The organism is Rhizobium sp. Root1204 (assembly GCF_001424965.1).
GTDB lineage: Bacteria > Pseudomonadota > Alphaproteobacteria > Rhizobiales > Rhizobiaceae > Pararhizobium.
This window is the reverse complement of sequence record NZ_LMCZ01000013.1, coordinates 50,954-72,673: the sequence shown is the minus strand read 5'-3', so window position 1 is coordinate 72,673 and position 21,720 is coordinate 50,954. Positions and strand designations below refer to the sequence as shown.

At 57.3% G+C, this 21,720-nt stretch carries 18 protein-coding genes; 3 read left to right on the top strand and 15 right to left on the bottom strand.

The genetic code is table 11. The features are described 5' to 3' along the window. Positions 1-181, top strand: a 181-nt coding sequence (locus tag ASC96_RS33525) for a hypothetical protein (protein WP_210171866.1), incomplete at its 5' end; no start/stop codon positions are given. A 153-nt stretch (positions 182-334) separates the two neighbouring features. On the opposite strand, the gene ASC96_RS15175 is transcribed toward ASC96_RS33525, so the two are convergent. From ASC96_RS15175 to ASC96_RS15140, 8 genes are all read right to left on the bottom strand, one after another. Next, positions 335-1,333 carry a Gfo/Idh/MocA family oxidoreductase gene (locus ASC96_RS15175; RefSeq protein WP_060503924.1) on the bottom strand — a complete coding sequence of 333 codons (999 nt, stop codon included), beginning with the start codon at positions 1,331-1,333 and terminating at the stop codon, positions 335-337. 448 nt (positions 1,334-1,781) lie between these two features. Then, on the bottom strand, positions 1,782-2,261 hold the full coding sequence (hpaR, locus tag ASC96_RS15170; protein WP_060503921.1) for a homoprotocatechuate degradation operon regulator HpaR: 480 nt from the start codon (positions 2,259-2,261) through the stop codon (positions 1,782-1,784). Between the two features lie 179 nt (positions 2,262-2,440). Then, positions 2,441-4,099 carry a GMC family oxidoreductase N-terminal domain-containing protein gene (locus tag ASC96_RS15165; protein ID WP_060503919.1) on the bottom strand — a complete coding sequence of 553 codons (1,659 nt, stop codon included), beginning with the start codon at positions 4,097-4,099 and terminating at the stop codon, positions 2,441-2,443. A gap of 115 nt (positions 4,100-4,214) precedes the next feature. Then, complete coding sequence (locus ASC96_RS15160; RefSeq protein WP_060503918.1) at positions 4,215-7,739, bottom strand: ATP-binding cassette domain-containing protein; 3,525 nt, start codon at positions 7,737-7,739, stop codon at positions 4,215-4,217. A 117-nt stretch (positions 7,740-7,856) separates the two neighbouring features. Then, a complete protein-coding gene (locus ASC96_RS15155) occupies positions 7,857-8,975 on the bottom strand; it encodes a substrate-binding domain-containing protein (RefSeq protein ID WP_060503916.1) in 1,119 nt (372 codons plus the stop codon). 50 nt (positions 8,976-9,025) lie between these two features. Beyond that, positions 9,026-9,328 carry a putative quinol monooxygenase gene (locus ASC96_RS15150; protein ID WP_060503914.1) on the bottom strand — a complete coding sequence of 101 codons (303 nt, stop codon included), beginning with the start codon at positions 9,326-9,328 and terminating at the stop codon, positions 9,026-9,028. Between the two features lie 286 nt (positions 9,329-9,614). Next, positions 9,615-10,709 carry an alkene reductase gene (locus tag ASC96_RS15145; RefSeq protein ID WP_060503912.1) on the bottom strand — a complete coding sequence of 365 codons (1,095 nt, stop codon included), beginning with the start codon at positions 10,707-10,709 and terminating at the stop codon, positions 9,615-9,617. Between the two features lie 89 nt (positions 10,710-10,798). Continuing rightward, complete coding sequence (locus tag ASC96_RS15140; protein WP_060503910.1) at positions 10,799-11,104, bottom strand: putative quinol monooxygenase; 306 nt, start codon at positions 11,102-11,104, stop codon at positions 10,799-10,801. Positions 11,105-11,387: 283 nt separating this feature from the next. On the opposite strand from ASC96_RS15140, the gene ASC96_RS15135 reads away from it, so the two are divergent. Both ASC96_RS15135 and ASC96_RS15130 read left to right on the top strand, forming a co-directional pair. Beyond that, positions 11,388-12,437, top strand: coding sequence for a hypothetical protein (locus ASC96_RS15135; RefSeq protein WP_060503908.1), 1,050 nt, complete (start codon positions 11,388-11,390; stop codon positions 12,435-12,437). 144 nt (positions 12,438-12,581) lie between these two features. Further along, on the top strand, positions 12,582-12,785 hold the full coding sequence (locus tag ASC96_RS15130) for a cold-shock protein (RefSeq protein WP_060503907.1): 204 nt from the start codon (positions 12,582-12,584) through the stop codon (positions 12,783-12,785). Between the two features lie 231 nt (positions 12,786-13,016). Here ASC96_RS15130 and ASC96_RS15125 read toward each other — a convergent pair whose 3' ends face one another. The 7 genes from ASC96_RS15125 to ASC96_RS15095 form a co-directional block, all read right to left on the bottom strand. Next, positions 13,017-14,426: a cytosine permease gene (locus tag ASC96_RS15125; RefSeq protein ID WP_162246359.1), complete on the bottom strand. Its 1,410-nt coding sequence runs from the start codon at positions 14,424-14,426 to the stop codon at positions 13,017-13,019. A gap of 628 nt (positions 14,427-15,054) precedes the next feature. After that, positions 15,055-15,936, bottom strand: a complete 882-nt coding sequence (locus ASC96_RS15120) for an arginase family protein (RefSeq protein WP_060503904.1) — start codon at positions 15,934-15,936, stop codon at positions 15,055-15,057. A gap of 236 nt (positions 15,937-16,172) precedes the next feature. Continuing rightward, a complete protein-coding gene (locus ASC96_RS15115) occupies positions 16,173-17,117 on the bottom strand; it encodes a helix-turn-helix domain-containing protein (protein WP_156397490.1) in 945 nt (314 codons plus the stop codon). Positions 17,118-17,346: 229 nt separating this feature from the next. Beyond that, entirely contained in the window at positions 17,347-18,834 is a 1,488-nt protein-coding gene (locus ASC96_RS15110; protein WP_060503900.1) for a sulfatase, read from the bottom strand. Between the two features lie 32 nt (positions 18,835-18,866). Continuing rightward, positions 18,867-19,922 carry a sn-glycerol-3-phosphate ABC transporter ATP-binding protein UgpC gene (gene ugpC / locus ASC96_RS15105; protein WP_060503899.1) on the bottom strand — a complete coding sequence of 352 codons (1,056 nt, stop codon included), beginning with the start codon at positions 19,920-19,922 and terminating at the stop codon, positions 18,867-18,869. 15 nt (positions 19,923-19,937) lie between these two features. Continuing rightward, positions 19,938-20,768, bottom strand: coding sequence for a carbohydrate ABC transporter permease (locus ASC96_RS15100; protein ID WP_060503897.1), 831 nt, complete (start codon positions 20,766-20,768; stop codon positions 19,938-19,940). Beyond that, positions 20,768-21,667 carry a sugar ABC transporter permease gene (locus ASC96_RS15095; RefSeq protein WP_060503895.1) on the bottom strand — a complete coding sequence of 300 codons (900 nt, stop codon included), beginning with the start codon at positions 21,665-21,667 and terminating at the stop codon, positions 20,768-20,770. Before ASC96_RS15095 ends, ASC96_RS15100 begins: the two co-directional genes overlap by 1 nt. Between the last annotated feature and the right edge of the window lie 53 nt (positions 21,668-21,720).

Sequence of the window (21,720 nt, the reverse complement as noted above, 5' to 3'; positions counted from 1 at the left end):
CTCGCAAACGCAACGGCGAAACTGCTCGCAGACTTCAAGGCAAAGCCAGCCACACAAGTCCGAACCGAAAAAACCAGAACCGACGTATATTGAAGGGGCACTATGCAACCCTGTAAATCCGCGCTCACGTCACCTTGATCCAGATATTGAAAAGGGGTCCAATATCACCACGGACCTGTAATCGTGGGAGCCTCAATCGCGTGCGCGTTCAAGCACGCAAGACGGCATTGGCCGAGACTCACCCGGCCAATGCCTGATCGTTGATAAGACGGTCGACGTCTCGAGACCACCCCATGGGCATTCTTGGTCTTTGCTGCGTGAACAACGTCAAGAGTCAGGCGGAAGTGCTGGCATTCTCTCCGGGATAAACAAGGCCGATCTGTTGTCGGACAGTGTCCAGCGTCTCCATGATCGCGACGGTTTCATCAGGGCGCATGAGCTCTGACTCGGCGCCTGTCCTCACGAGACGCTCCATCTCAAGGGCTTGGAACTGCATTCCGCGGGAGTGAACCGGCTTTTCGAACTTTTCGAGCACATTGTTCTCATAATCCAACACCTCGAACGACGTCGGCACATACCAGGTCGACGCGATCTCAATTCGAGCCTTCGATCCGTAAATGCACGCGACATTTGGACCGGCACAATCCAACGCCGACACTGTCGTTGAAATCGCGCCGCCCTCATGCCGCATCAAGGTTGCGATTTCCGCGTCTACCCCGGTCTCCTTGAAGCGCGCGGTCGCGGAGACAGTCACTGGAGTACCGAGAATGTCGAAAGCGAACGAAATCGGATAGATTCCGAGGTCAAGCAGCGCACCGCCGCCGAGCTCCAGCGCGTTCAGCCGATGGTTTGGGTCTGTCGGCAGAAACTGGCGGTGTTCGGCGGACACCGAACGCAGATCGCCCAGCGTTCCAGCTTCAATGATGTCGTGAATTCGCGTCATATGGGGGAGAAACCGTGTCCACATCGCCTCGAGCACAACCAGCTTCTTCTCGCGTGCCCTATCCACGATTTTTCGGGCCTCGTTTGCATTCAGCGTGAATGGCTTTTCGACGAGCACATGCTTGCCAGAATTGAGCGCAAGGAGGGCCGCGTCGACGTGCTGCGGATGCGGTGTCGCGACGTAGATTATGTCGACGTCGGGGTCAGTCACGAGTTCTTCGTAGCTGCCGTGCGCATTCGGAATTTTAAACCGTTCGGCGAACGCCTTCGCCTTCTCCACAGACCTCGATCCGACGGCAACCACATCCAGACCCGACGCCAGGAGGTCAGTCACAAAAAGTTCGGCAATCCATCCAGTTGCCAGGATACCCCAGCGAAGTCTCTTTTCCATGCGTATTTCCAGCCTTCCAGTTCTTCCTCGATCTACAGTCACTGTCGGAGACGTGATCTTTGTCCAACACGCTGTGCTACGTAGCCTACTGGAAGGTTACCCATCATGCCACACCCGCAAGGCTTTTCGACGATCCCCCGGCATCAGGTTTCAACTGGAGGGAATAGTCCAATAAATGGACCGATTGGACCAGACATTGGATTGATCAAGGCGTTGCATTCGGTCCGATCTCACTTCCCGGCTCGACCTGCAAGATTTTTGAGCGCTCGGGAGAGAGCTGAACCCGGGACCACGGCACTCTAAGTGGGTCACAGTATAACGCACGCCGCGCGGTATGTTCAGCAGTGCGGTGGCGGCACTCCGTCGGTGCTCGCCTTAGGCGCAAACATCGGCGAGGTGGTGAAATGCTCCTGCCCCACCCTGTTCACATCGAGGTAGATGTGGCGGATCAATCCTCTTGCGAGGTCAGGTCCGCAACGTGCAGCTCTGCCAGGTCTTCCAGCAGGTTCAAAAGCATCTCGACCTTTTCAGCGCCGTACTTGGCGTCGATCTGTTCGTAGACCCTTATCGACTCAGGCATGACCTCGTCGATCACATTTTGTCCGGCGGCGGTTATTTGCAGCAACGTTCGGCGACCGTCCCCCTTGTCCCTGCGCTTTGTGATGAAACCCCGCTCTTCGAGCGAACGGATCATTCGGGTCAGGCTAGGTGCAAGGATTGATGCCTTGTCAGCGACTTCGCTGGCGTCCAGCGTTCCCCGTTCAGAAAGGACTCGGATGACACGCCACTGCTGTTCTGTGACATCGTGCTCCGCAAGAATGGGGCGGAAATGGCTCATAACGGCTTCACGCGCCCGCAGTAGACCAATCGTCAGGGATCGCCTGCGCGCGCTCGGCCTCAGGGGCTTTTCGGCAGTGACATTATCCATAAACGCCCACTTTCCTAAATTCGTGATCCTCATGGACACAACTTACCGTCAGGCAGTTGCCGACGACACGACCAGATATCTTTAACACGTGTACTGCCGCAATTGCATTCAGACAACCGCGACGTCTCCTCGTCAAAAGGTGCTCGGCAATGCAGCGCCGAACACCTTCAACTGTCATTTCAAGCACCGACGGCCAGCCGCGCCGGCTCCTGACTAGCTATCGCGACGCCCCGTATCATGTCCGCGGCCTTTTCTGCAATCATGATGACCGGCGCGGCCGTATTACCGCGGATAACCTTCGGCATCACCGAACCATCGACCACGCGCAAGCCTTCCACTCCGCGAACTCGAAGCTCGAGATCGACCACCGAGTCCTTGTCTGGCCCCATGGCGCAGGTAGAGGTCGGATGAAGCGCGGTCTTCGCCATCGCTTTGACATAGTTCCTCACCTCCTCCCGCGAGGTTCCCACCTGTGGACCAGGATAGACCTCTCCCACCAGGAACGGCGCGAGACTTGGCGCAGCTAGAATGCTCCGTGAAAGAAAGATGCCGTTGGTGAGGTTTTCAATGTCTTGCTCGTGGAAGAAATTGCCGTGCACGATCGGAGAATCACTTGGATTAGCGCTCCTGAGTGTCACCGTGCCACGCGAGTGGCAGGTAAGGCAAAGTGGGGCCAGGGAAAATCTATGGTCCCTTGGCGGTTTGTCTCCCCAGCCCGCGGAGGAGACCGCTATCCCGTTCAACTGAATGTCCGGGCGGCCATCACCGTCAAGGTCAAAAAACCCCCCGGCTTCGACGACGTTCGAAGACAGTGGACCGGTCCGAAAGAGAAGCCACTGAATGCCATTCATCAACGCACGCAAACCGCGATCCTGCCCCATGAAGCTTATAGGTGACGACAGCGTTACATCGACGGGAACGAGGAAGTGGTCCTGATAGTTGCGGCCGACGTTGGGGGAATCATGAACCACGGCCAAGCCATGCTCCCTGATGCTCTCCGCTGGTCCGACGCCCGAGAGCATCAAAATCTTGGGCGACATGAATGTGCCAGCGCTCAGAATGACTTCTCGCGTGGCGCGGAATATCTGCTCGCCACCGCCGGGCTTGGCGATTGCCACCCCTACTGCGCGCTTTCCCTCAAACACGATGCGTTGAACCGCCGCGTCCGCTCGCACGACAATGTTTCCACGTTTAAGAGCCTGCGTAAGGAAACTTCTCGAAGTGCTTGATCTTTCGCCTCTTCGGCTCATTGCCTGATAATATCCGACACCTTCCTGATACTCGCCGTTGAAGTCGTGATTGAAGCGGATCGGAGCGTTTTTTCCCGGTATCTCCACCTGCTGGGCAGCACGCACGAAGGCATCGCTTAGCACGTGCCGGTGAACGCCGTCCGAGACATGCATCGGACCATCGGTTCCGTGGTATCGACCTGCCAGATGGGCGTTGTTTTCAGCTTTTTTGAAGTAAGGCAGGACGTCTTCGTAGGACCATCCGGTGCATCCCGCACCTGCCCAGTCATCGTAATCCTCGGCTTGACCCCGCACATAGCACATCGAGTTGACGGAAGTCCCACCGCCGAGTGTTCTGCCTTGCAACAAGGGAAAACGACGACCGCCAGCCCCTGGCTCGGGTTCGGTATGAAAAAGGAATGTCCTGTTGGTACCGTGCGTTTTGAAATATCCGCCGTTGGCGCGAATAAAAATGGTTTTGTCGTGGGGACCTTCTTCGAGCAGAAGGACCCGCAACCCAAGATCTTCGCTAAGGCGCGCGGCCACGACGCAACCCGCCGCTCCCGCGCCAACCACGATATAATCGAATACATCATCATTTGTTTGCATTACATACCTCCCGTTATGTCTTAGCGCTGGCGCAACCGGAATCGCTCATAAGCCTCAATAGGATCCGACCCCTTGGCTGGAACCGCACCTGCGCAATAATATCGACCTCCCGAAGTCACTCATGTGCGGTACTACGTCGACCGAAGCTAAAGAGACCAGCAGCGAAAAGCGTGCTCAAACCGACGAGCCAGTACTGCCATTCAACGCCCGCCTGCATGAAGGCGGTGGCACTGAATGTCATCTGGACAAGCAACGCACCGAATAGGGTCGCCACGAATGAACCAAATCCGCCGCTTATCACCGCTCCTCCCAGAACCACGGCGGTTATGCTCATCAAGGTGAAGTTGACACCAGCTGTTCCCGACCCGACGCCGACTGTCGCCGCAAGGATTAGCCCCGCCACGCCAACCAGCGCACCATTGATCGCAAATGCCGTGGCGGTCATCCTGTTGCGATCGACGCCGAGCTTCTCCGCTGCCACCCGATAGGAGCCGAGTGCTCGCAAGGAACGTCCGAACTTGCTTTTGAACAGGACGCGCTCGAACACAACAGCGGCGATGATCGCTGCAATGGATACGACCGAGACGGGTCCGACCGACATGAGCAGCGTATCGACAAGATCATAGCTGATGGTCCCGTCTGGTACGGGTCGCAGTGAGAGCGACAGCCCCTGCAGGGCGAAGAAGCCGGCCAGCGTGACAACGATCGACGGAAGGTTCAGGAAAACCACGATGAGGCCTTGCAACAATCCGATACCGGCGCACAGGGCCACAATTCCGACAGCCACAAATGCGACCGTCATAGGGGGTGCTCCGTCAGGCATCCAGTATGAAGCCAGTACCACGACAAGCCCCGCCAAAGGCCCGACCGAGAAGTCGATCTCCCCCAGCATCATGAGGTACAACTGACCGAAGGCAATGAAAATCAAGGTCGCTAGCTGAACCTGGACGTTCCCAAGATTGTACTCTGACAGGAAGCGCGAATTGATGGTCGCGGCACTGTAGATAATGGCGATCGAAGCGATCGACAGAGCAATCACCGGAAGCCATTTGCTGTCTAGCAGGGTCTGCAGGCTTCCCCGCTTGGCTTTGACATCTTCCCGCCGAACTGATTTGCCGCCCGCGGTCAGGTTTGCAGCTGTTATCTCGGCATCTGTCACGCTGCTTCCGGTCAACTCGCACGCAATCGCACCCCGCGCCATCACAAGCACGCGGTCGCACAGTCCTTCCAGTTCGACGCCGTCCGAGGAAGCCACGATGACGACCACACCCTGGTCGGAAAGCTCTCGTAGCTTTTGATAGATGTCGCTCTTTGAACCGATATCGACACCTTTGGTTGGCTCGTCGGTAAGCAGGACACGTGGACGCGCGGCGATCTCGCGTCCCATGAGAACCTTTTGCTGGTTGCCGCCCGAGAGGGACGAGACACTCGCCTGAGGAGAGGACGTCTTGATTTTCAGATCTCGTATCGAAGCAGCCACGGCCGTCGCTTCAGCAGTGCGGTTGATGACGACCTTCTCACCGTCGGGGCCAACGTAGCCGGCCGCCAGGTTTTCTTCGACTGACAACGATAGGAAAAGACCTTCGCGATGCCGGTCATCCGGTACGAACGCAATGCCAGACCGCCTTGCCGCTTCGCGGCTTCCACAACGCAGGGTTTCGCCGTTGAGCTCGATCAGGCCGGAATGGCTTTCGAGTCCGGCCAACGCTCTCATCAATTCCCGCTGCCCTTGTCCTTCCACGCCTGCGATGCCGATGATCTCTCCACGTCGGGCTTCAAAGGAGACGTCGTGGAACTTCTTTCCACTAAACCGGCTGACTTTGAGAGAAGCATTGTCGTTCACTCCTTCTGTCTGCTTCCGCGGGAATACCTGCCCCAGCGGACGTCCCACGATCATGCTGATGATCTCGGCTCGGGAGAAATCTGCGCGATTGCGCGTTTCGATGAGCTCCCCGTCTCTGAGAACGGAAATACGATCTGCGATCTCCTCAACTTCATTGAGGCGATGAGAGATGTAGATGATCGCGACACCCGTCGATTTCAGCGCGCGGATCAGGCCGAAGAGCTGCTCGACGTCGTCCTCCTTGAAGGGTTCGGTCGGCTCGTCGAGCACCAGCACCTTCGGATTGGAAGCGAGCGCGCGTGCGATCTCGACGACATGCCGCTGGCCGATTGAAAGATCACTGATGCGGTCGTTTGGCGCTACCCTGAGCGAACCAACGGTTACACGGTCGATGAGCGCCGTGGCCTTGGCGGCCGCACCGGGGCGTCCGAACTCGTCGGAAGCGAGGCAAAGACACTCCAGAACCGTTAGATGCGGAGGCAGTGGTGGGTGCTGGAAAGCGACGGAAACGCCGGCGTTGCGAAATTCATTGGGATCGGAACCAGTCATCTCGCGACCGGCGATCGTGACCGCGCCCTCGCTGGCCGAGAGAACCCCGGCCGCGATCGAAATCATCGTGCTCTTGCCAGCGCCGTTCTCGCCGATCACCGCGTGGACTTCGCCTGGGATAACCGAGAAGTCCACTCCAGCGAGCGCGACCGTGTTGCCGAATGTCTTGCGCACACCCCGCAATCGCAGGACGGGAGGAACCGAAGGCTCGGGAGCCTTGACGATGTCGCGCGCCTCAACAGCCAACCTAGCGACCGGACCGCGTCGACGGGAATGCCGCAGAAGTTCTGGGAGCGTCACGCCTGCAAGAATGATGGCGGCCTGAACCATGCTCTGTATTGCGTAGTCGAAACCAAGAGACACGACGAGCTGGTCGAGGAAGACGAGGAAAACCACGCCTATCATCGTTGCAACGATACTGCCACGATCGCCATTGAGCGGGCTCCCGCCGACGATCACCGCGGCCACGGTGGTAAGCATGTAGGGTGAACCTGAAAGCAGAGTGGGCGTTACGGCGAGGCCAGCCAGCATTACCCCCGCCAAGGCGAACAGGAGTCCGGCGATGACGTAGGTGACGATATTGTAAAGGGAGACCTTCACCCCGAGTACGTGTGAAGCAGCGGGATTGACCGAGGAGGCAATGAAGCGGCGACCATAGGACGTGCGGTCGATGATCCACGCGGCGAAGAGCCCGATCGCGAGAAAGAGCAGAAACAGCGCGGATAGAGTGCCGATCCTGGTGTTTGCTGAGGAGATCAGGGCCTCCGGAGCTGCATGGACCGCACCGCGCGTCATATAGAAGACGCTACCGATGAGCAGCGCGTTCGTTCCTATGGTCATGACAAGGGCCGGCACGCCGAGGAAGTTGATGACCAACCCGTTCAGTAGTCCTGCCACCGCCCCAGCCCCAAGCGCCAGCAGAACATAGAAAATCGTCGATGCGACGCCGCCATCGGCAGGAGGAAGGGCGGTCACGATCACAGCAGCCAAAGAGATCGTTCCGGCGACCGAGAGATCAAACCCTCGCTGCTGAATGACAAGATGCTGACCCAAAGCCGCCACCCCGAGCACCCCGATGAAGGGAGCCATCGATATCAAGGATTCCAAGGCTAGCGTCCGTGGCTCGACAATTGCTGCGACAAACCACAACAACGCAACGCCAAGCAAGGCGCGTACGGCTGGGCGTCTCAGGAGCTCACTGAGCTCAAAATTGACGAATGTACGCTTCATAACGACACCATTGTCCATGACTGACTCCTCTTCCAAAGCCCGTGCCGTCCGCTCTGGGCAAGAGCAGAAGTCGCAGCAGAACTATCGAATGAAAGCTGCGGCGGTGCCCTTGCGAAGCATCGCCACAGCGTCACATTACTTTTTGAACACGTCGATCAACTGCTCGCGTGACAATCTCGAAGACGCGACTGAAACGTCCGGCGGCACTTGAGGATCGCACTTCGGCGCAAGTGCCGAATCCTTGGACGTGCTGTCTGCGAGCAAAGCAACGTTCACGATGCTCGGTTCGGTGCTGTCGATTTCATTGACGGCGGCCAGTCCTTTCCGGAGGGCAAGCCTGTCAATCCAGGTCCAGGAGCTCGTAAAGCCGATCTGGAAGTTCGGCTCTGACGCACGATTCTCCTCGTAGAAGCACTCCGCGCCGTTTGAATCGAGCCCGGTTACGGGAACCAGCGGCCGACCCGCGGTCTTAAAGGCGCGAAGGGCCCCCATGATCCCGGCGCTGTAGTCAGAGTACATCGCGTCGATCTGCGGATATTTCGTCAGCAGCGCCGTCGTGACCTTCTGGTATTGCGCAGGGTCCCAGTTCGAGATTACGGGGCCTTCCAGCACGGTAATCCCTGGGTTGTCAGCAAAGACCTTTTTCCATCCGGGCATCTGCGCGGCGGTCTGAGGTGCTCCTGGAGCCCCACCCCACACGATGACGTTGCCCTTGCCCTTCAGGGTATCGACGATGAACTGAGCATAGACGGCGGCCATCTGCTCCTGGTTCGGCGTCACGGCAAGCGTGTAGTCTTTCCCCTCACGTCCAGGAAAAGCCACTCCTACTTCCACCGGGATAACGACCGAGCCGGCCTTGACGGCGTCGCGCATCGCCGGAATGGCTGCCGCGCCGGAATCCGGCTCGATGATGATGATGTCGTACCCTTGCGCCGCCAGCGAACGGATGTTGGCGAGCTCCTTTTCTGGATTGCCGCCTGCGTCAGCAAAGCCCACCTCGACGATGTTGGGGCATTTCTTCGCTTCGTCTTCCAGCTCCGCACGCTTGATCTGGCGGTGGGCGTTGACGGCCCCGACAGACAGAGCCACGCGAATTTCCTTCGTCCCGCAGAAGTGCGAGACGTCGACGAATTCGGCTTCCGTCCCGACTTTCTTCGAGGAAAGCTCGACGGCTTGAGCCGATGGCGTGAATGCCACGGCATAGCAGGAAGCGGCAATTGTCGCCCCAAGAAGACCCTTTACGGTATGTTTCATTGCTTACATTCTCCTCCCAAAGAGAACCCCGTTGCGGAGTTCAGAAACGTTTATGCAATTTGCCTCATTGCCGTCAGGCTCGCGGGCTTAAGCAGAAGATCATTCAGCTTCTGAGCGAGGGCCCTTGACACGTCGGTGGCGAGGTGATCTTCAAGAGCCCTTCGGTCGGCCCATGCCTCTACGAAAACGAACCTGGCCGGATCTTCCCTATCAACATGAAGCGTATATTTAAGGCAGCCGCGCTCGGTCAGTGCGTCCGGCACCAAACGTTCGAAAACCTCCCGAACCGTCACCTCCAAGCCCGGTTTCGCCACGCACACTGCGACGACATGGAACACACCTGTATCGGTCATTCCTTCCTCCATTTCTGCGGCCAACCCGTCAGGTTCACCGCGCTCCCAAATTACTTAACATGTTTAGCATTATTCCGTTCCATTAGCAATCACGGCGGCTCGAAAAAACAAAAACGTTGTTGTTAAGTAAGCTTTTCCGGCTGCCTTGCACGGACGGGTGTGTGCTGACGCGGATGGTCCAACACCCGCTCTGCATGTCTCAAATTTGCTTCTTATGGGCCGACTGAGGTGTCGAACGCAAACCCAGCCAGTCGCTACGGCTTACAGTGACGACAGCGACCTGCCTCTATCCAATTGTTGGATAGTCCGTATACCCATCGGCACCCGTCACGTACCATCCGGTCGGACGAGGTTCGGCGATCTCGGCCCCTTGCGAAATTCGCTCGACCAAGTCCGGATTGGCAATAAAGGGCCGTCCAAAAGTAATTGCCTGTGCAATACCGCTTTCGAGAAGGCTAACACCCTTCTCGACCGTGATTGCACCGTTGGCGACAATGACGCCGGAGAAATTAGGACGCAGAAGCTCAAGCATCGGGTCAAGCTCGGACTTTCCAAACCATCCGTTCTGATCGGCAGCGTGAATGTAACCTGCACCCGCGACCTCGAGCCGTCTCGCGAGATCACTGTAGGTACTTGTGGGGTCCGGGTCTCGGGTGTTGTTGTAGGTAGCAAACGGCGAGACGCGAATTCCGATCTGGGTCTTCGGATACTCGGCAGCGATCGCCTCGAAGGCCTCGATCACGAAGCGTGCCCGGTTCTCCTGGCTTCCGCCATACCGGTCTTCCCTGACATTGAGTGTCGGCGACAGGAATTGATGGGGAAGGTAGCCGTTGGCCGCATGAATTTCGACGCCGTCGAATCCCGCGCGACGGGCATTCGCAGCAGCTCTGGCGTAGTCTGCGATTGTCCGCTCGATGTCGTCGATTGTCATCGCGCGCGAAGGCGTCGCCGCGAGCTTGACGTAGTTTCCGTTTGCCAGAAGACCCCAAATGTCGATCTGAGAGAGATCATCATTGACGCCGCTGGGTGAAAGCGGTTCACGGCCACCGAGAAGACCCAGTGTTCCGATACGTCCGCAGTGCCACAGCTGGCAGAAGATAAGCCCGCCCGCATCATGCACCGCCGCGGTCACTTGTTTCCACATCTCGACCTGTTCGTCGGTGAAGATGCCAGGCGCGCGATCGAAAGCACAGCTTTCGTCATTGATGTAGGTGCCCTCGCTGATGATAAGGCCGGCCGTAGCCCGCTGACGGTAATACTCCGCCATCAGGGGCACCGGCACTCCGCCCGCCGTCGCCCTGGAGCGGGTCATCGGTGGCATCCAGACCCGGTTGGCAAACCGCAGGTCGCCGAGTTTGAGCGGATCAAAGTATGTTGCCATTGTCATTTCCTCTTACGCAAATCGATGTACACGAGTCTTGCAAGACGCCGGAGACTGCGCAGACACCCCGTCATCCTATGTGACTTTGCTCAAGCAATCCGCTCAAGGAAAATGACCTCGACAGGCTCGGCCAGCAGCGGCAGCATCTTTTCGATCAGCACTTTGAAATCAGGATCCGAGCGATGAACATCGAACGCTGCACGATTTTCCCATGTCTCCACGAACACGAAATCCGTCGGACGTTCCCGGTCGATATGGATCGTGTACTCAAGGCACCCGTTTTTGCCGAGCCCCCATGGGACTGTAGGTAGTACGAGCTGCCTGAGCGCATCTTCCATACCTGGATGCGCCTTGCAGATAGCGATAACCCCGAGTTTTTCGGTATTCGATGTCACTTCTTATCCTCCCCAGAATCAACGCTAACCAATCGCGCTTCCAAATTACTTAACATGTGTAGCATTTTCTCGTTGGGGATGCAACGTTGGAGGCGAAACGTTTTTCATAGCGCCGGGCGGAGCACTTTCGCGGCCTAAAACCCTGGTCGGCCGCTTCGCGGGGAATGCATTCTTGACATTCGGGGCACAAATACATTTAACATGTTAATTACAATTCACCCATTCGCGTGTGCGAGGGCAGCTTTTGGGACGAGCCATTGAAGATCGGGAAGAGGACACTCAAATGACCAGCAACACGTTTTCGCCGTTCACGCTGCGTGGAATGACCCTGAAAAACAGGATCGTAATGTCGCCTATGCTGATGTACGCATCAGACGAAGACGGCATCATGAACGACAAGCTCTTCGTGCACTACGGTGCGCGTGCGCTTGGTGGCGTCGGCATGATTGCGACTGAGGTTCTAGCGGTCGAGCCTCGTGGCAGGATCAGCGCCCAAGACATCGGGATCTGGTCTGACACCCAGGTCGAGGGCCTTCGAAAAATGGTCGACTTCGCTCATTCCTGCGGGGTAAAGGTCACGGCGCAGCTCGCCCATGCAGGACGGAAATCTCATCTGTCCGGGACCGCGATCGCGCCGTCCGCCATTGCCTACGATGAGAAACTTGGTGTCCCGGCCGCGGCTACTCATGAAGACTTGGAAGGCGTCATCGCGGCATACAAAGCGGCCGTCGACAGGGCGACCGCAGCGGGATTCGACGCCGTCGAAATCCACGCCGCAAACGGCTACCTGCTGCATTCATTCCTAGCGTCTGAAACGAACAAGCGGGATGATTCTTACGGAGGGAACGACGAGGAGCGCTTCCGGTATCCTCTGGAGGTAGTCCGTGCCGTCAGGGATTCGCTTCCCGATGACAAACCGCTCCTCTACCGCATGTGTGTCGATGACGTCACCGAAGGTGGAGTTACTTTGCAGCAGTCTCTTCTGCTCTCTGCGAAGTTAAAAGACGCAGGCGTCGACCTTATCGATGCGACCACCGGGAACATCAAGCCGGGCGGCTACGCCGGAAAGGTCTATCCCGGCTACCAGGTCCGGTATGCCGAGGAAATCCGCAAGGCAACCGGAATAGCCACTGCGACCACAGGGTCGGTGGCGTCCCTCGATCTTATGGAGGAGATCATTGGCGCGGGACGAGTGGATCTGATCTTCATGGGTCGCGCGTTGATGCGCAATCCCTTCTGGGCGATCGACGCCGCGCGTCAGGCCGGGGTAGAGATAGATCTTCCAATTCCAACATACGCGCGCGCCACGGGACCATTCGAGCGTGGTTTTTGAACATAAGTTGGTGGGCCGGCCTTATGGCGCTAGTGATACTCTCTCTGGCGCCGTTCACACCGTCGCACCATTAGGCCAGCATTCGACGTGGCCCCGGACATCGAACAGAACAACGATAATAATTGCATGGCATCAGGAGCTACAATGCCGACAGGAGCAGTTAAATTCTTCGCCGAAGACAAGGGGTTCGGCTTCATCACGCCAGACACCGGCGGAGCTGATGTCTTCGTACACGTATCCGGGGTTCAGCGCGGCGGACCACTCCGGGAAGGACAAAAAGTCAGCTATGACGTTGGCCAGGATAGAAAGACCGGCAAGGCCAAGGCGGAAAACGTGGCGGTGCTTTGACCATTTGAAACATCGTGTCAGCGTCCGTTGCTGAGCATGGTGTATCCCTGAACTCCGTGACCAACGGCAAGCATTGCGTGGATGATCTACGCCAACTTCCCGTTTGCTGCTTATTCCAGATATTGCGATGACTTTTGCTTCATGGAAGCGCAGACGTCTTCCCTTCAAGTGATCAAGTCCGGCCAGGGCCCGTCCAAAGACTGGGCACTGGCCACTTTGGGGCGTTGAAGATCAATTCAACGTATTGAGTGGTGCGGCCCTGACGGTAACAAGTTCGCCTGCAAAATCATGGTTTCTCGTCAACACCACGTAGCTGACAGTGGCAACAACGAGCCCGACGATAAACGAAACGTCAGCCTTTCCAAGGATCTCGGCGATGGGCCCCGTGTAAAGCGGACTAGAGAAGAACGGGATCATGGCGACAAAGCCAAGGCCGTAGCTCACCAGGCCGGCCATGCCCCACATGCCGTAGATCCCGCCATCCGGGCGCATGATATCGGTGATAGAATATTTGCCATTCCGTACGAAGTAATAGTCCGTCAGGTTCACGGCGGTCCAAGGGATCAAAAAGTACCCGAGCAGGCTCAAGAATCCCGAGAATGCTGTCAGAATGCTTGAGGAAAGCGACAGGCTGGCGAAAATCACGAAAAGCCCGCCAACGGCGATCGTGATGCCACGGAGCATCGCAGTCGAGCGTATGGGACGGAAAGCTTCCAAAGCGCTAAGTACCGCCACGGAACCGCTGTAGAACGTGATCGCGGCAGTGATGAGACAGGCGCAGGCAGAGATGATCATCGTCGCAGTCCCAAGACCAAACCCGAAACTGTTACCCAGCTCGTGCACAGCTTGAATCAGATCGACTCCTGGAGAAGCAATCGAGAGCGCTGACCCAAGGATTTCCAGCCATACCGCCGATAGCATGGTTCCGCAGAACACGGCCGCTGAGACGGCCGCACCGCTCGTGCGTGCCGGAAGATAACGCGTATAATCCGACACGATAGGAGCGATCGCCAGCTGGTAGATCGCCGATGCTCCAAATTGCGCGAGAAATGGCAGCAGTGCGAATTGGGGATTGGCGATCATGGTACCGATCGGCAAATAGATCAGAGCGGCCAAGGTGAGCATGACAAGGTTAAGCAGCGTTGCGTACGACGCAAGCTTTTCAACCTTGAGCACGAGCCCATACCCGATAATGGCAACCACCATGGCACCGAGCCCCATCATTATCTGAAACAGACTGAACTGGCTCGCCCCGCTCACGTCGACAATCGCCTGCGCACCGGTTTGAATGTAGAAGATGGCGAATCCGAACTGCGTTACGACCGCGGCGAAAAGTGGCAGCACAGCGCCACGAGATCCGAACTGCACGCGCGACTGGATCATCTGTGGCAGCCCCATCCGCGGGCCTTGAGCACCGTGAAACGCCTGGAACAATGTCCCGGCCACGCTGCCAAGAACCACAGCTACGATCGTCCAGGAAAGACCCAATCCGTTGAGAGGTCCTACGCCTCCCGTATAGAGGGTGATCAGGGTCGCGTTGACCATGAACCAGAACTGGACTTGAGACCGGACGTTTCCGTGCCGCTCGGTTTCGGGGACAAAGTCGAACGATCGCGCTTCAACCAAAGTAGCTTCAGACATCATTGCTCCATGTGATGGGGGGGTGGAAACCGGAAATGTTCCTTTAATTGAGAAGCGCGTTGTTTGGTTTTGCGCGTATGCGCCGACGACCTCAGGAACCTTCCAGTCACTTGGACAATAGGAGGCGCGGCGTGTGGCCGCTCGGATTCGATTGCCAGCTAATGGACTTCTGCTGCCATCGCGTCGCCTCTTCCTGGCACGCGGCACTGCGCGACCAGGGGAAATCAGCGCGTCCACCCTAAGTGTTACGACCAACCCGTCTGTTGGCAGACTTGTTCGACTTCCAGGCAGGTGGAAACGAGTGTTTGCACCGAAACTCTGGTCACCTCTGCACACCGTCGGATTGATCTGACGCGATAAGAAGAGGAACTCCATGCAAATTTCTACAAAGAAGACGCTGATGCCATTGGCCTTGGCAGCAAATGCGACGATCGCAATTACGCGGCAGCAATTGATCGACGTCTTTAAAAAGTAGGGACGTTGCTCGGTGGGGCTCTACACGCGTGACGGAGCCCCCATCTTCCTACAAACAGAAAGCCGCGCCAGATCTGCTCTCTGACGCGGCTCACCTTTAAAAAGGGCGGCACTTCCCGGCAAGAGTGGGGGAAGAGGGCCCTGCGCGGCGTCCTTAAGACGCGTCACCCAACAATGGCAGGCTCCGCAGCATGTCCCTGAGTGCGATGGCGTCCCAAGGAAGATGCTCTGTGATACCAAGGCCGACGACCTGGACTTCTTTCGCGACGTCGCTTAGGAGCCGGACGACGTCGGCGATTGACATCTTCCCTTGCGGGACATTTGCCCACTGGTCGGCCGGGGACGCGGGGTTAGAGAACAACAAAGAACGGAACTGCTTCGGATCCAACACGTCCAGATCAAGATGAATCGCGACATGCCTTACCCCTGTGGACTTCAGCCAGTCGATGATCGGCTTGCTGGACTTGGCAAGTTCGGCAGGCGTAGCGGTCTTCAGACCTAGGCGCCCTAGAATTGCACTCTCCACGCTGCTCATGTCGTCCATGCCTGCATACATGACGTGGCTTGGTGGGATGGGCTGCTCGACCGCTGCGACAAATTCCGGATCGCCCTCTCCCATGAGATTTCCAAGAACCATGGCGTGCGCGTGCTTGAAATGCTCCGGCGTCATGACGTCAGGGTGGGCGTCCACCCACAGTACAGCCAGATCTCCCTCATAACGCTTGTTGAGGTAGGCGAACGGAGCGAGGTCGACCAAGCAGTCTCCGCCAAGCACCACGAGCTTGTCGGGCGCATGTTGCTCAATGACGTCCTGGGCCGAATGCAACTGGGCGAGCAATGCACTTTTCGCCACGATGCCGCCCTCCACAGGCAAGGTATCGGTTGTCGGCTTGTCGATTTTAACCTCAGCCACGGGACCGCCTGCGGGCGGCGCGAGCCAGGCAAGCAGCTCCGCGCCGAAATGGTACGCCGGCAGATTTCCGCCCTGCCATTGCGGCATCAGAAGGCGCAGGGTCTTCGTTGTGACTTCATTCATTTGGGCTCTTCCTTATTGTCGGCGGCGCGACCGAACGGACCGGGCCTCCAGCTTATGGGCTGGTTGAAAGATATCCCCCATGCGAAAATGCCGATTGGACCAGAGCGCCAACAAATCGGCATTTCTTGCCAAATGCACATTTAAGCGCCGTAACTGCCGAAACTTCGGGCAACGTCGGTGTGCAAACGGGAAGCAGAATGAAACCGCAGGTATACCGCCTCGAGCCATACTTGGCTTCAGTTCGAGCGCACGCCCAAAAGGGTATGCGGGGTATGACCGTAGCATTTCTTGAAAACCCTGCCGAAATGCGAAAGGTCGTTGAAACCGACGGCAAAGGCAGCTTCCGTAACGCTCAAAGCTCGCCGCTCCGCAAGATCCGCGTATGCACGCGCCAGACGCTGGTTTTGAAGCCATCCCATTGGCGTGGCATCAATATCCCCGAATAGTCGAGCCAGGGTCCTGACGGAAACGTTCTGCTCTTTCGAAATACTGGCGAGCGTCAGAGTGCTGTCGTCGAGATTTTCCCTCATATAACGCTGGATGCGTACCAGAAGATTTTGATTGCGCGAGCTGGATGGAACCGCCTCTGTCGTCGCTCGGTTCATCGCTGCCGAGATCATGTCGATAACAGGGCCACTGAACTCCAACATGTCGGTGATGCCGTCACTCGATGATATCTCTGCCGCCTCTTTGATCAGGGAACTTACCATGCGACCGTATGGCGTTCCGGATCGAAGAACGCTCCCTGACAGCTCGTCCACGTTCAACAGCCTGGAGTGGAGGATCGGCAACGGTATGCGCATCGAAAGACAATGATAATTGCTTTCGGAACGATGAGAATATGGCTTCGCGGAATTATACAGGTAGACATCGCCCGCCTCTGCGACGATGTCCCTTCCGTCCTGTGTTACCATTGTCCGGCCCGACAACATGGCGACCGCGTAGAAATCCTCGCGGGGGCCTGTTCTCACATCGAAGGCTCGCCGTTCGTAGGATATCCCGCTCGACCTGACTTCGGTTATTTGGGCCGCTCCGAAATTGGACACACCAACTGAGGCTTGGAAGTCAGTCGTCGAATCCACCTTTCCGACGCACGGAGCGTAGGTTCGGTACACCACCTCATGCCAGTAGTCGAAACGCTCGGAGCGGTTCAGATCATGCGTCGAGAAAATCACGCCCATAACGACCAACCCTGATTAGTGTCACCGTCAAATACGGAAGCATTTTTCATGCCAGTCTGCTGGTAGAAGGAAATGCGTCAGGACTATACTTTACCTCTGACTAAAAAAATAGATTGGCAATAGTCTGTGCCCGTGAAAGCAGCTGCACGTCCGACGGAGGTCAGATCTGAATCCGCTCTTTCCGATGAATTCGAGAACGCAAGCGCCCCGTCTTCTTCCGCACGGACATTTAAAGCTTCAGCCTTTTGAAGGATTCCGGCGGCGCATCATTTGCGCACATCAGCGCTTGCATATAAGCAATCATCCGCTCTTCGGCTTCCAGATTTGTGATCGGCGTCTCCTGTCCGGGATCGATCTCCAGATCGTACAGACGCGTGTCGCTCTCCAGCAAGGTGCCAGGGCCGTAGTTGTTGAACATCGGCGAACGCTCGATGACGGGAACTTTGAGCAGCGGCACATTCTTGGTCCAATTGAACGGCTTTGTCAGGGTTGCGCCGGAAAGCTCCTCCGGCGTGAAGGGCTTTGTGATGTGGGTAGGCATCACCGTATATTGGTAGATGTCCTGTTGCCTGAGATTCTCGGGAAAGAGATGGTATGTAAAGCGGCCGTCGGTCACGTTCACAGCCCCGCCAAAATACCCAAAGATGAGGGCCTCGCGATCGTTGTCCCGCAACAGCGACTTTCCTTCCGTCTCTTCGGGCGGCTCCACGCCGAAGAGATCGAGAAAAGTCGGTCCTACATCTATCGACTGGGTCAGACGATTGACACGGCCCGAGCCCGGATTGCGCGGATCATGGATAAAAAGCGGAATGTGGACGATTTCCTCGTAGAGGTTCATCCGGTTCTTCGCCCAAAAATCATGCTCCCCCAAAAGGAACCCATGGTCCGTGGTGACGACCAGTGCCGTGTCCTTCCACAGGTCATGCTCGTCGAAATGGTCAATGAGCTGACCCAGCAGGAAGTCACAGAGCGAGACAATGGCATAATAGTTGGCCCGCAGTTCGTCTGCTTCTTCGGGCAATTCCTCGACACGACCGTACCGCGGCCAGTCGCGGATCGGGCCGTTCCAGCCAGTTTTGAAGGGTTCCTTGAAGCGCTCGGGCGCAAAGAAGGGTTCGTGCGGATCGAAGGTCTCGATCTGCAGCAGCCAGTCGTCCTTGTCGCGATTCATGTCCAGGAATTCTAGGCCATGCGCGAAGCACTGGACCGAGGGAAAGTCTTTTTCCTCCTTGATGAATTCGCGGTTGATCATATGGGGGCCGTATTTGCTGATCGGTCCGCTGCCTGTCTGCGCTTCATGATATTTCTCGCGCAGGCGTTCCCAGTGGGGCTGCACCATCGCTTTCCAGGGGTCGGACTCCTGCCCGCGGACGAATTCGAAGGTGGAATAGCGGTTATGGTAGGTGGCACCGCCATCCTCCCAATAATGGTAGTGATCGGTGATCAGATGCGAATGCACGCCCTTCTGCTTGAGCAACTCGGGAAAGGCGTTGTCAAAAGGTTCGAGCGGCCCCCAGCTGCGATGCAGGAAGGTCAGACGGCCGGTGAGAAGATCACGACGTGCGGGCATGCACGGCAAGGACCCGACATAGTGCTTGTCGTACACCCTGGTGCGCGCCGTCAGGCGGTCGAAGTTAGGAGTGGGAACACGCTTGCCGCCATAGGCACCGAGCATGTGACGATTGAGAGAGTCGAACAGGACAAAAACGGTCTTCACGGGTAGCCCTTCTAAGTGTTCCTGGTGTTCTACTAAACACGCGCGCCTGTCGCGGCATCAAAGACATGGGCGTTCTTGGGGTCGAAACCGAGACCAATGCGGTCACCGATCGAAACGTTCGCGCGACCCTGCGCACGCCAGCAGATATCGCTGCCAGTTCCTATGTCGATGAAGACATAGGTTTCTGCCCCGAGATGCTCGATCACCTGAACGACCCCCGGAATACCCCCATCGGTAGGCTGAATATGTTCCGGCCGCACGCCAATGGCGACGTCCGCGCCCTGCCCTAGATGGGACGACGGAAGCTCAATCGTGCCTCGCCCTAAAGGTACGCTTACCCCGCGTCCACCGACCGTCGCGGCCAGGAAATTTATCGACGGCGAACCGATAAATTCTGCGACAAAACGGTTGATCGGCCTGTCGTAGAGTTCGAGCGGCGAGCCGACCTGCGCAATTCTTCCCTTGTCGAGCACGACAATGCGGTCAGCCATGGTCATCGCCTCGACCTGATCATGAGTGACGTAGACAGACGTAGCGCCGATGCGCTGGTGCAGCTTGCGAACCTCGGTGCGCATCTGGACACGGAGCTGCGCATCGAGATTCGACAGTGGTTCGTCAAACAAGAACACCTTCGGCCGCCGTACGATGGCCCGGCCCATGGCCACCCGCTGGCGCTGACCGCCGGACAGAGCCTTTGGCAGACGCTTGAGATATCGGCCGAGTTCAAGCGCCGTGGCCGCATCGCCGACGGCTTGCTTGATCTCGCTGTCAGCTGCCCGCCGCAGCGCCATGGAGAACCCCATATTGGTCTCGACGTCCATGTGCGGATAGAGCGCATAGGACTGAAAGACCATGGCGATATCGCGTTCGCGTGGCTCTAGGTCGTTGACGACCTTGCCGCCGATTGAGATCTCGCCACCGGATATCTCCTCCAGACCTGCGATCATCCGCAATAGCGTCGATTTTCCGCAACCGGACGGGCCAACGAGAACGACGAACTCGCCGTCGCGAATGGTCAGGTCGACGCCCTGGATGACCGGTAGTGCGCCGAAGCGTTTCTGGACGTTCTTGAGCAGGACTTCAGCCATGACGGTTTGCTTTCTTCATTTGACTGCTCCCATGGTCAGACCCTGGACGACGAACCGCTGGCCGAAAAACATCAGGATCAGTGCTGGCAACGTCGAGAGAATGGATGCAGCGGCCATCTGGCCGTACTGAATTTCATATTGCTGGGCAAAACGGGCGATTGCGACCGGCACCGTAGCCGTGGCGCGGCTGGTGAGATTGAGCGCCACCGAGAATTCGTTCCAGGAAAAAACGAAAGCGAGTACGCCGGCTGCGATCAGGCCCGGCCTGACAAGCGGCAGCGATATCTTCCAGAATGCATCGATCCGCCGGCAGCCGTCGACCATTGCAGCCTCCTCGAGATCCTTCGGCAGGTCGCTGAAATAGGCCATCATCATCCAGATCGTCATCGGCAGATGAAGGGTAATATGGGTGAAGATGACGGCGGTCAGCGTTCCGGACAGCCCGATTTCGCGGAAGATGAGGTACCATGGCCCCACCAGCGTCAGCGGCGGAATCATGTTGAAGATCAGCGTCCAGCCGAGGAACCCACCGGAGATCCACTTGTGCCACTTCAGGCGGCTCAGCGAATAGGCTGCCAGGGTGCCGACGATCAACACGAAAATCGTCGAGACGACTGCGACGATCAGGCTGTTCAGGACGTTGCCGGGAAAATCCGACCGGCGCGAATACAGCACGTCCGCGTAGTTGAACAGGGTCGGCGGAAAGATCCATGATCCCTTCAGGATTTCGATCTCGTATTTGAAGCTTTGAAGCGCCACCCAGAGAAACGGGCCAACAATGATAAGCACGCCGAATGAAAGCAAGGCGTAACCGATGAATTTGGAATAGCCGCGGAGGACCAGCATCAGCGTTTTCCTCCGATAGCAGCACCCGCGCGCTGCCCCACCAGCAGGAAGGCAATGGTGGCTGCGATGATGGCGAGCGATAGCATTGCGCCATAACCCAGATCGTTTTGAACAAAAAAGACCTTGTAGAGGTGCAGACTTACTACCTCGGTCGAGGTCCCCGGCCCGCCCGAGGTCAACAGGAAGATTTGGTCAAATACCTTGAAGGCGAGAATCGTGCGGAACAGCACGGCGACCACAATTGCAGGCTTCAGAAGTGGAATGATGATCTTGAAGACGATGTCCCAGTTGCGAGCGCCATCAACACGGGCGGCTTCGATGACCTCCCTTGGCAAACCTTCCACGGCGGCAAAGAGGATAAGAAAGACGAAGGGCGTCCAGTGCCAGACGTCGACGATAATGACCGAGCTCAACGCAAGCGCGGTCGATCCGGTCCAGTTGACTGGCGACAACCCGACACCCGTCAGGAACTGATTGAACACGCCGAAGTCGTGAGAGTACATCAGTTTCCACATCGATCCGATGGCGACCGGTGGCATCAGAACCGGAATAATCAGCACTGTGCGCATGATGCCCTTGAAGGCGGTGACGGACGAAACAAGGATTGCGAGACACAGGCCGAGGACGGTTTCGATGGCCACGGAAACAAGGGCGAACAGAACCGTGTTCCAGAGTGCTATGCGGAAGATCTCGTCATCAAGGAGCGACTGGAAATTTCGCATCGGCGTAAACGTCCAGATCTCGCGTGCCTGTTCGAACGTAATCGTCGAGGCCGCCATGAAGAAGAGATTGATAATGGGATAGACGGTGAGCAACAGCAAAAGGACTGCTGCCGGCCCCAGGGTGAACCACTTGAAATGGCGGTTGATGAAATCGGACACGGTTTCCTCTTCGCGCATGGACCTGCGCCGGCAAGGCCAGGTGAGGTCTGCGGCAATCCTTGACGTTGCGG

Bases quoted from the DNA above. Each gene is read 5' to 3' on its own strand.
- ASC96_RS15175 (WP_060503924.1), bottom strand. From the start codon at position 1,333: ATGGAAAAGAGACTTCGCTGGGGTATCCTGGCAACTGGATGGATTGCC.
- hpaR (WP_060503921.1), bottom strand. From the start codon at position 2,261: ATGGATAATGTCACTGCCGAAAAGCCCCTGAGGCCGAGCGCGCGCAGG.
- ASC96_RS15165 (WP_060503919.1), bottom strand. From the start codon at position 4,099: ATGCAAACAAATGATGATGTATTCGATTATATCGTGGTTGGCGCGGGA.
- ASC96_RS15160 (WP_060503918.1), bottom strand. From the start codon at position 7,739: ATGGACAATGGTGTCGTTATGAAGCGTACATTCGTCAATTTTGAGCTC.
- ASC96_RS15155 (WP_060503916.1), bottom strand. From the start codon at position 8,975: ATGAAACATACCGTAAAGGGTCTTCTTGGGGCGACAATTGCCGCTTCC.
- ASC96_RS15150 (WP_060503914.1), bottom strand. From the start codon at position 9,328: ATGACCGATACAGGTGTGTTCCATGTCGTCGCAGTGTGCGTGGCGAAA.
- ASC96_RS15145 (WP_060503912.1), bottom strand. From the start codon at position 10,709: ATGGCAACATACTTTGATCCGCTCAAACTCGGCGACCTGCGGTTTGCC.
- ASC96_RS15135 (WP_060503908.1), top strand. From the start codon at position 11,388: ATGACCAGCAACACGTTTTCGCCGTTCACGCTGCGTGGAATGACCCTG.
- ASC96_RS15130 (WP_060503907.1), top strand. From the start codon at position 12,582: ATGCCGACAGGAGCAGTTAAATTCTTCGCCGAAGACAAGGGGTTCGGC.
- ASC96_RS15125 (WP_162246359.1), bottom strand. From the start codon at position 14,426: ATGTCTGAAGCTACTTTGGTTGAAGCGCGATCGTTCGACTTTGTCCCC.
- ASC96_RS15120 (WP_060503904.1), bottom strand. From the start codon at position 15,936: ATGAATGAAGTCACAACGAAGACCCTGCGCCTTCTGATGCCGCAATGG.
- ASC96_RS15115 (WP_156397490.1), bottom strand. From the start codon at position 17,117: ATGGGCGTGATTTTCTCGACGCATGATCTGAACCGCTCCGAGCGTTTC.
- ugpC (WP_060503899.1), bottom strand. From the start codon at position 19,922: ATGGCTGAAGTCCTGCTCAAGAACGTCCAGAAACGCTTCGGCGCACTA.
- ASC96_RS15100 (WP_060503897.1), bottom strand. From the start codon at position 20,768: ATGCTGGTCCTCCGCGGCTATTCCAAATTCATCGGTTACGCCTTGCTT.
- ASC96_RS15095 (WP_060503895.1), bottom strand. From the start codon at position 21,667: ATGCGCGAAGAGGAAACCGTGTCCGATTTCATCAACCGCCATTTCAAG.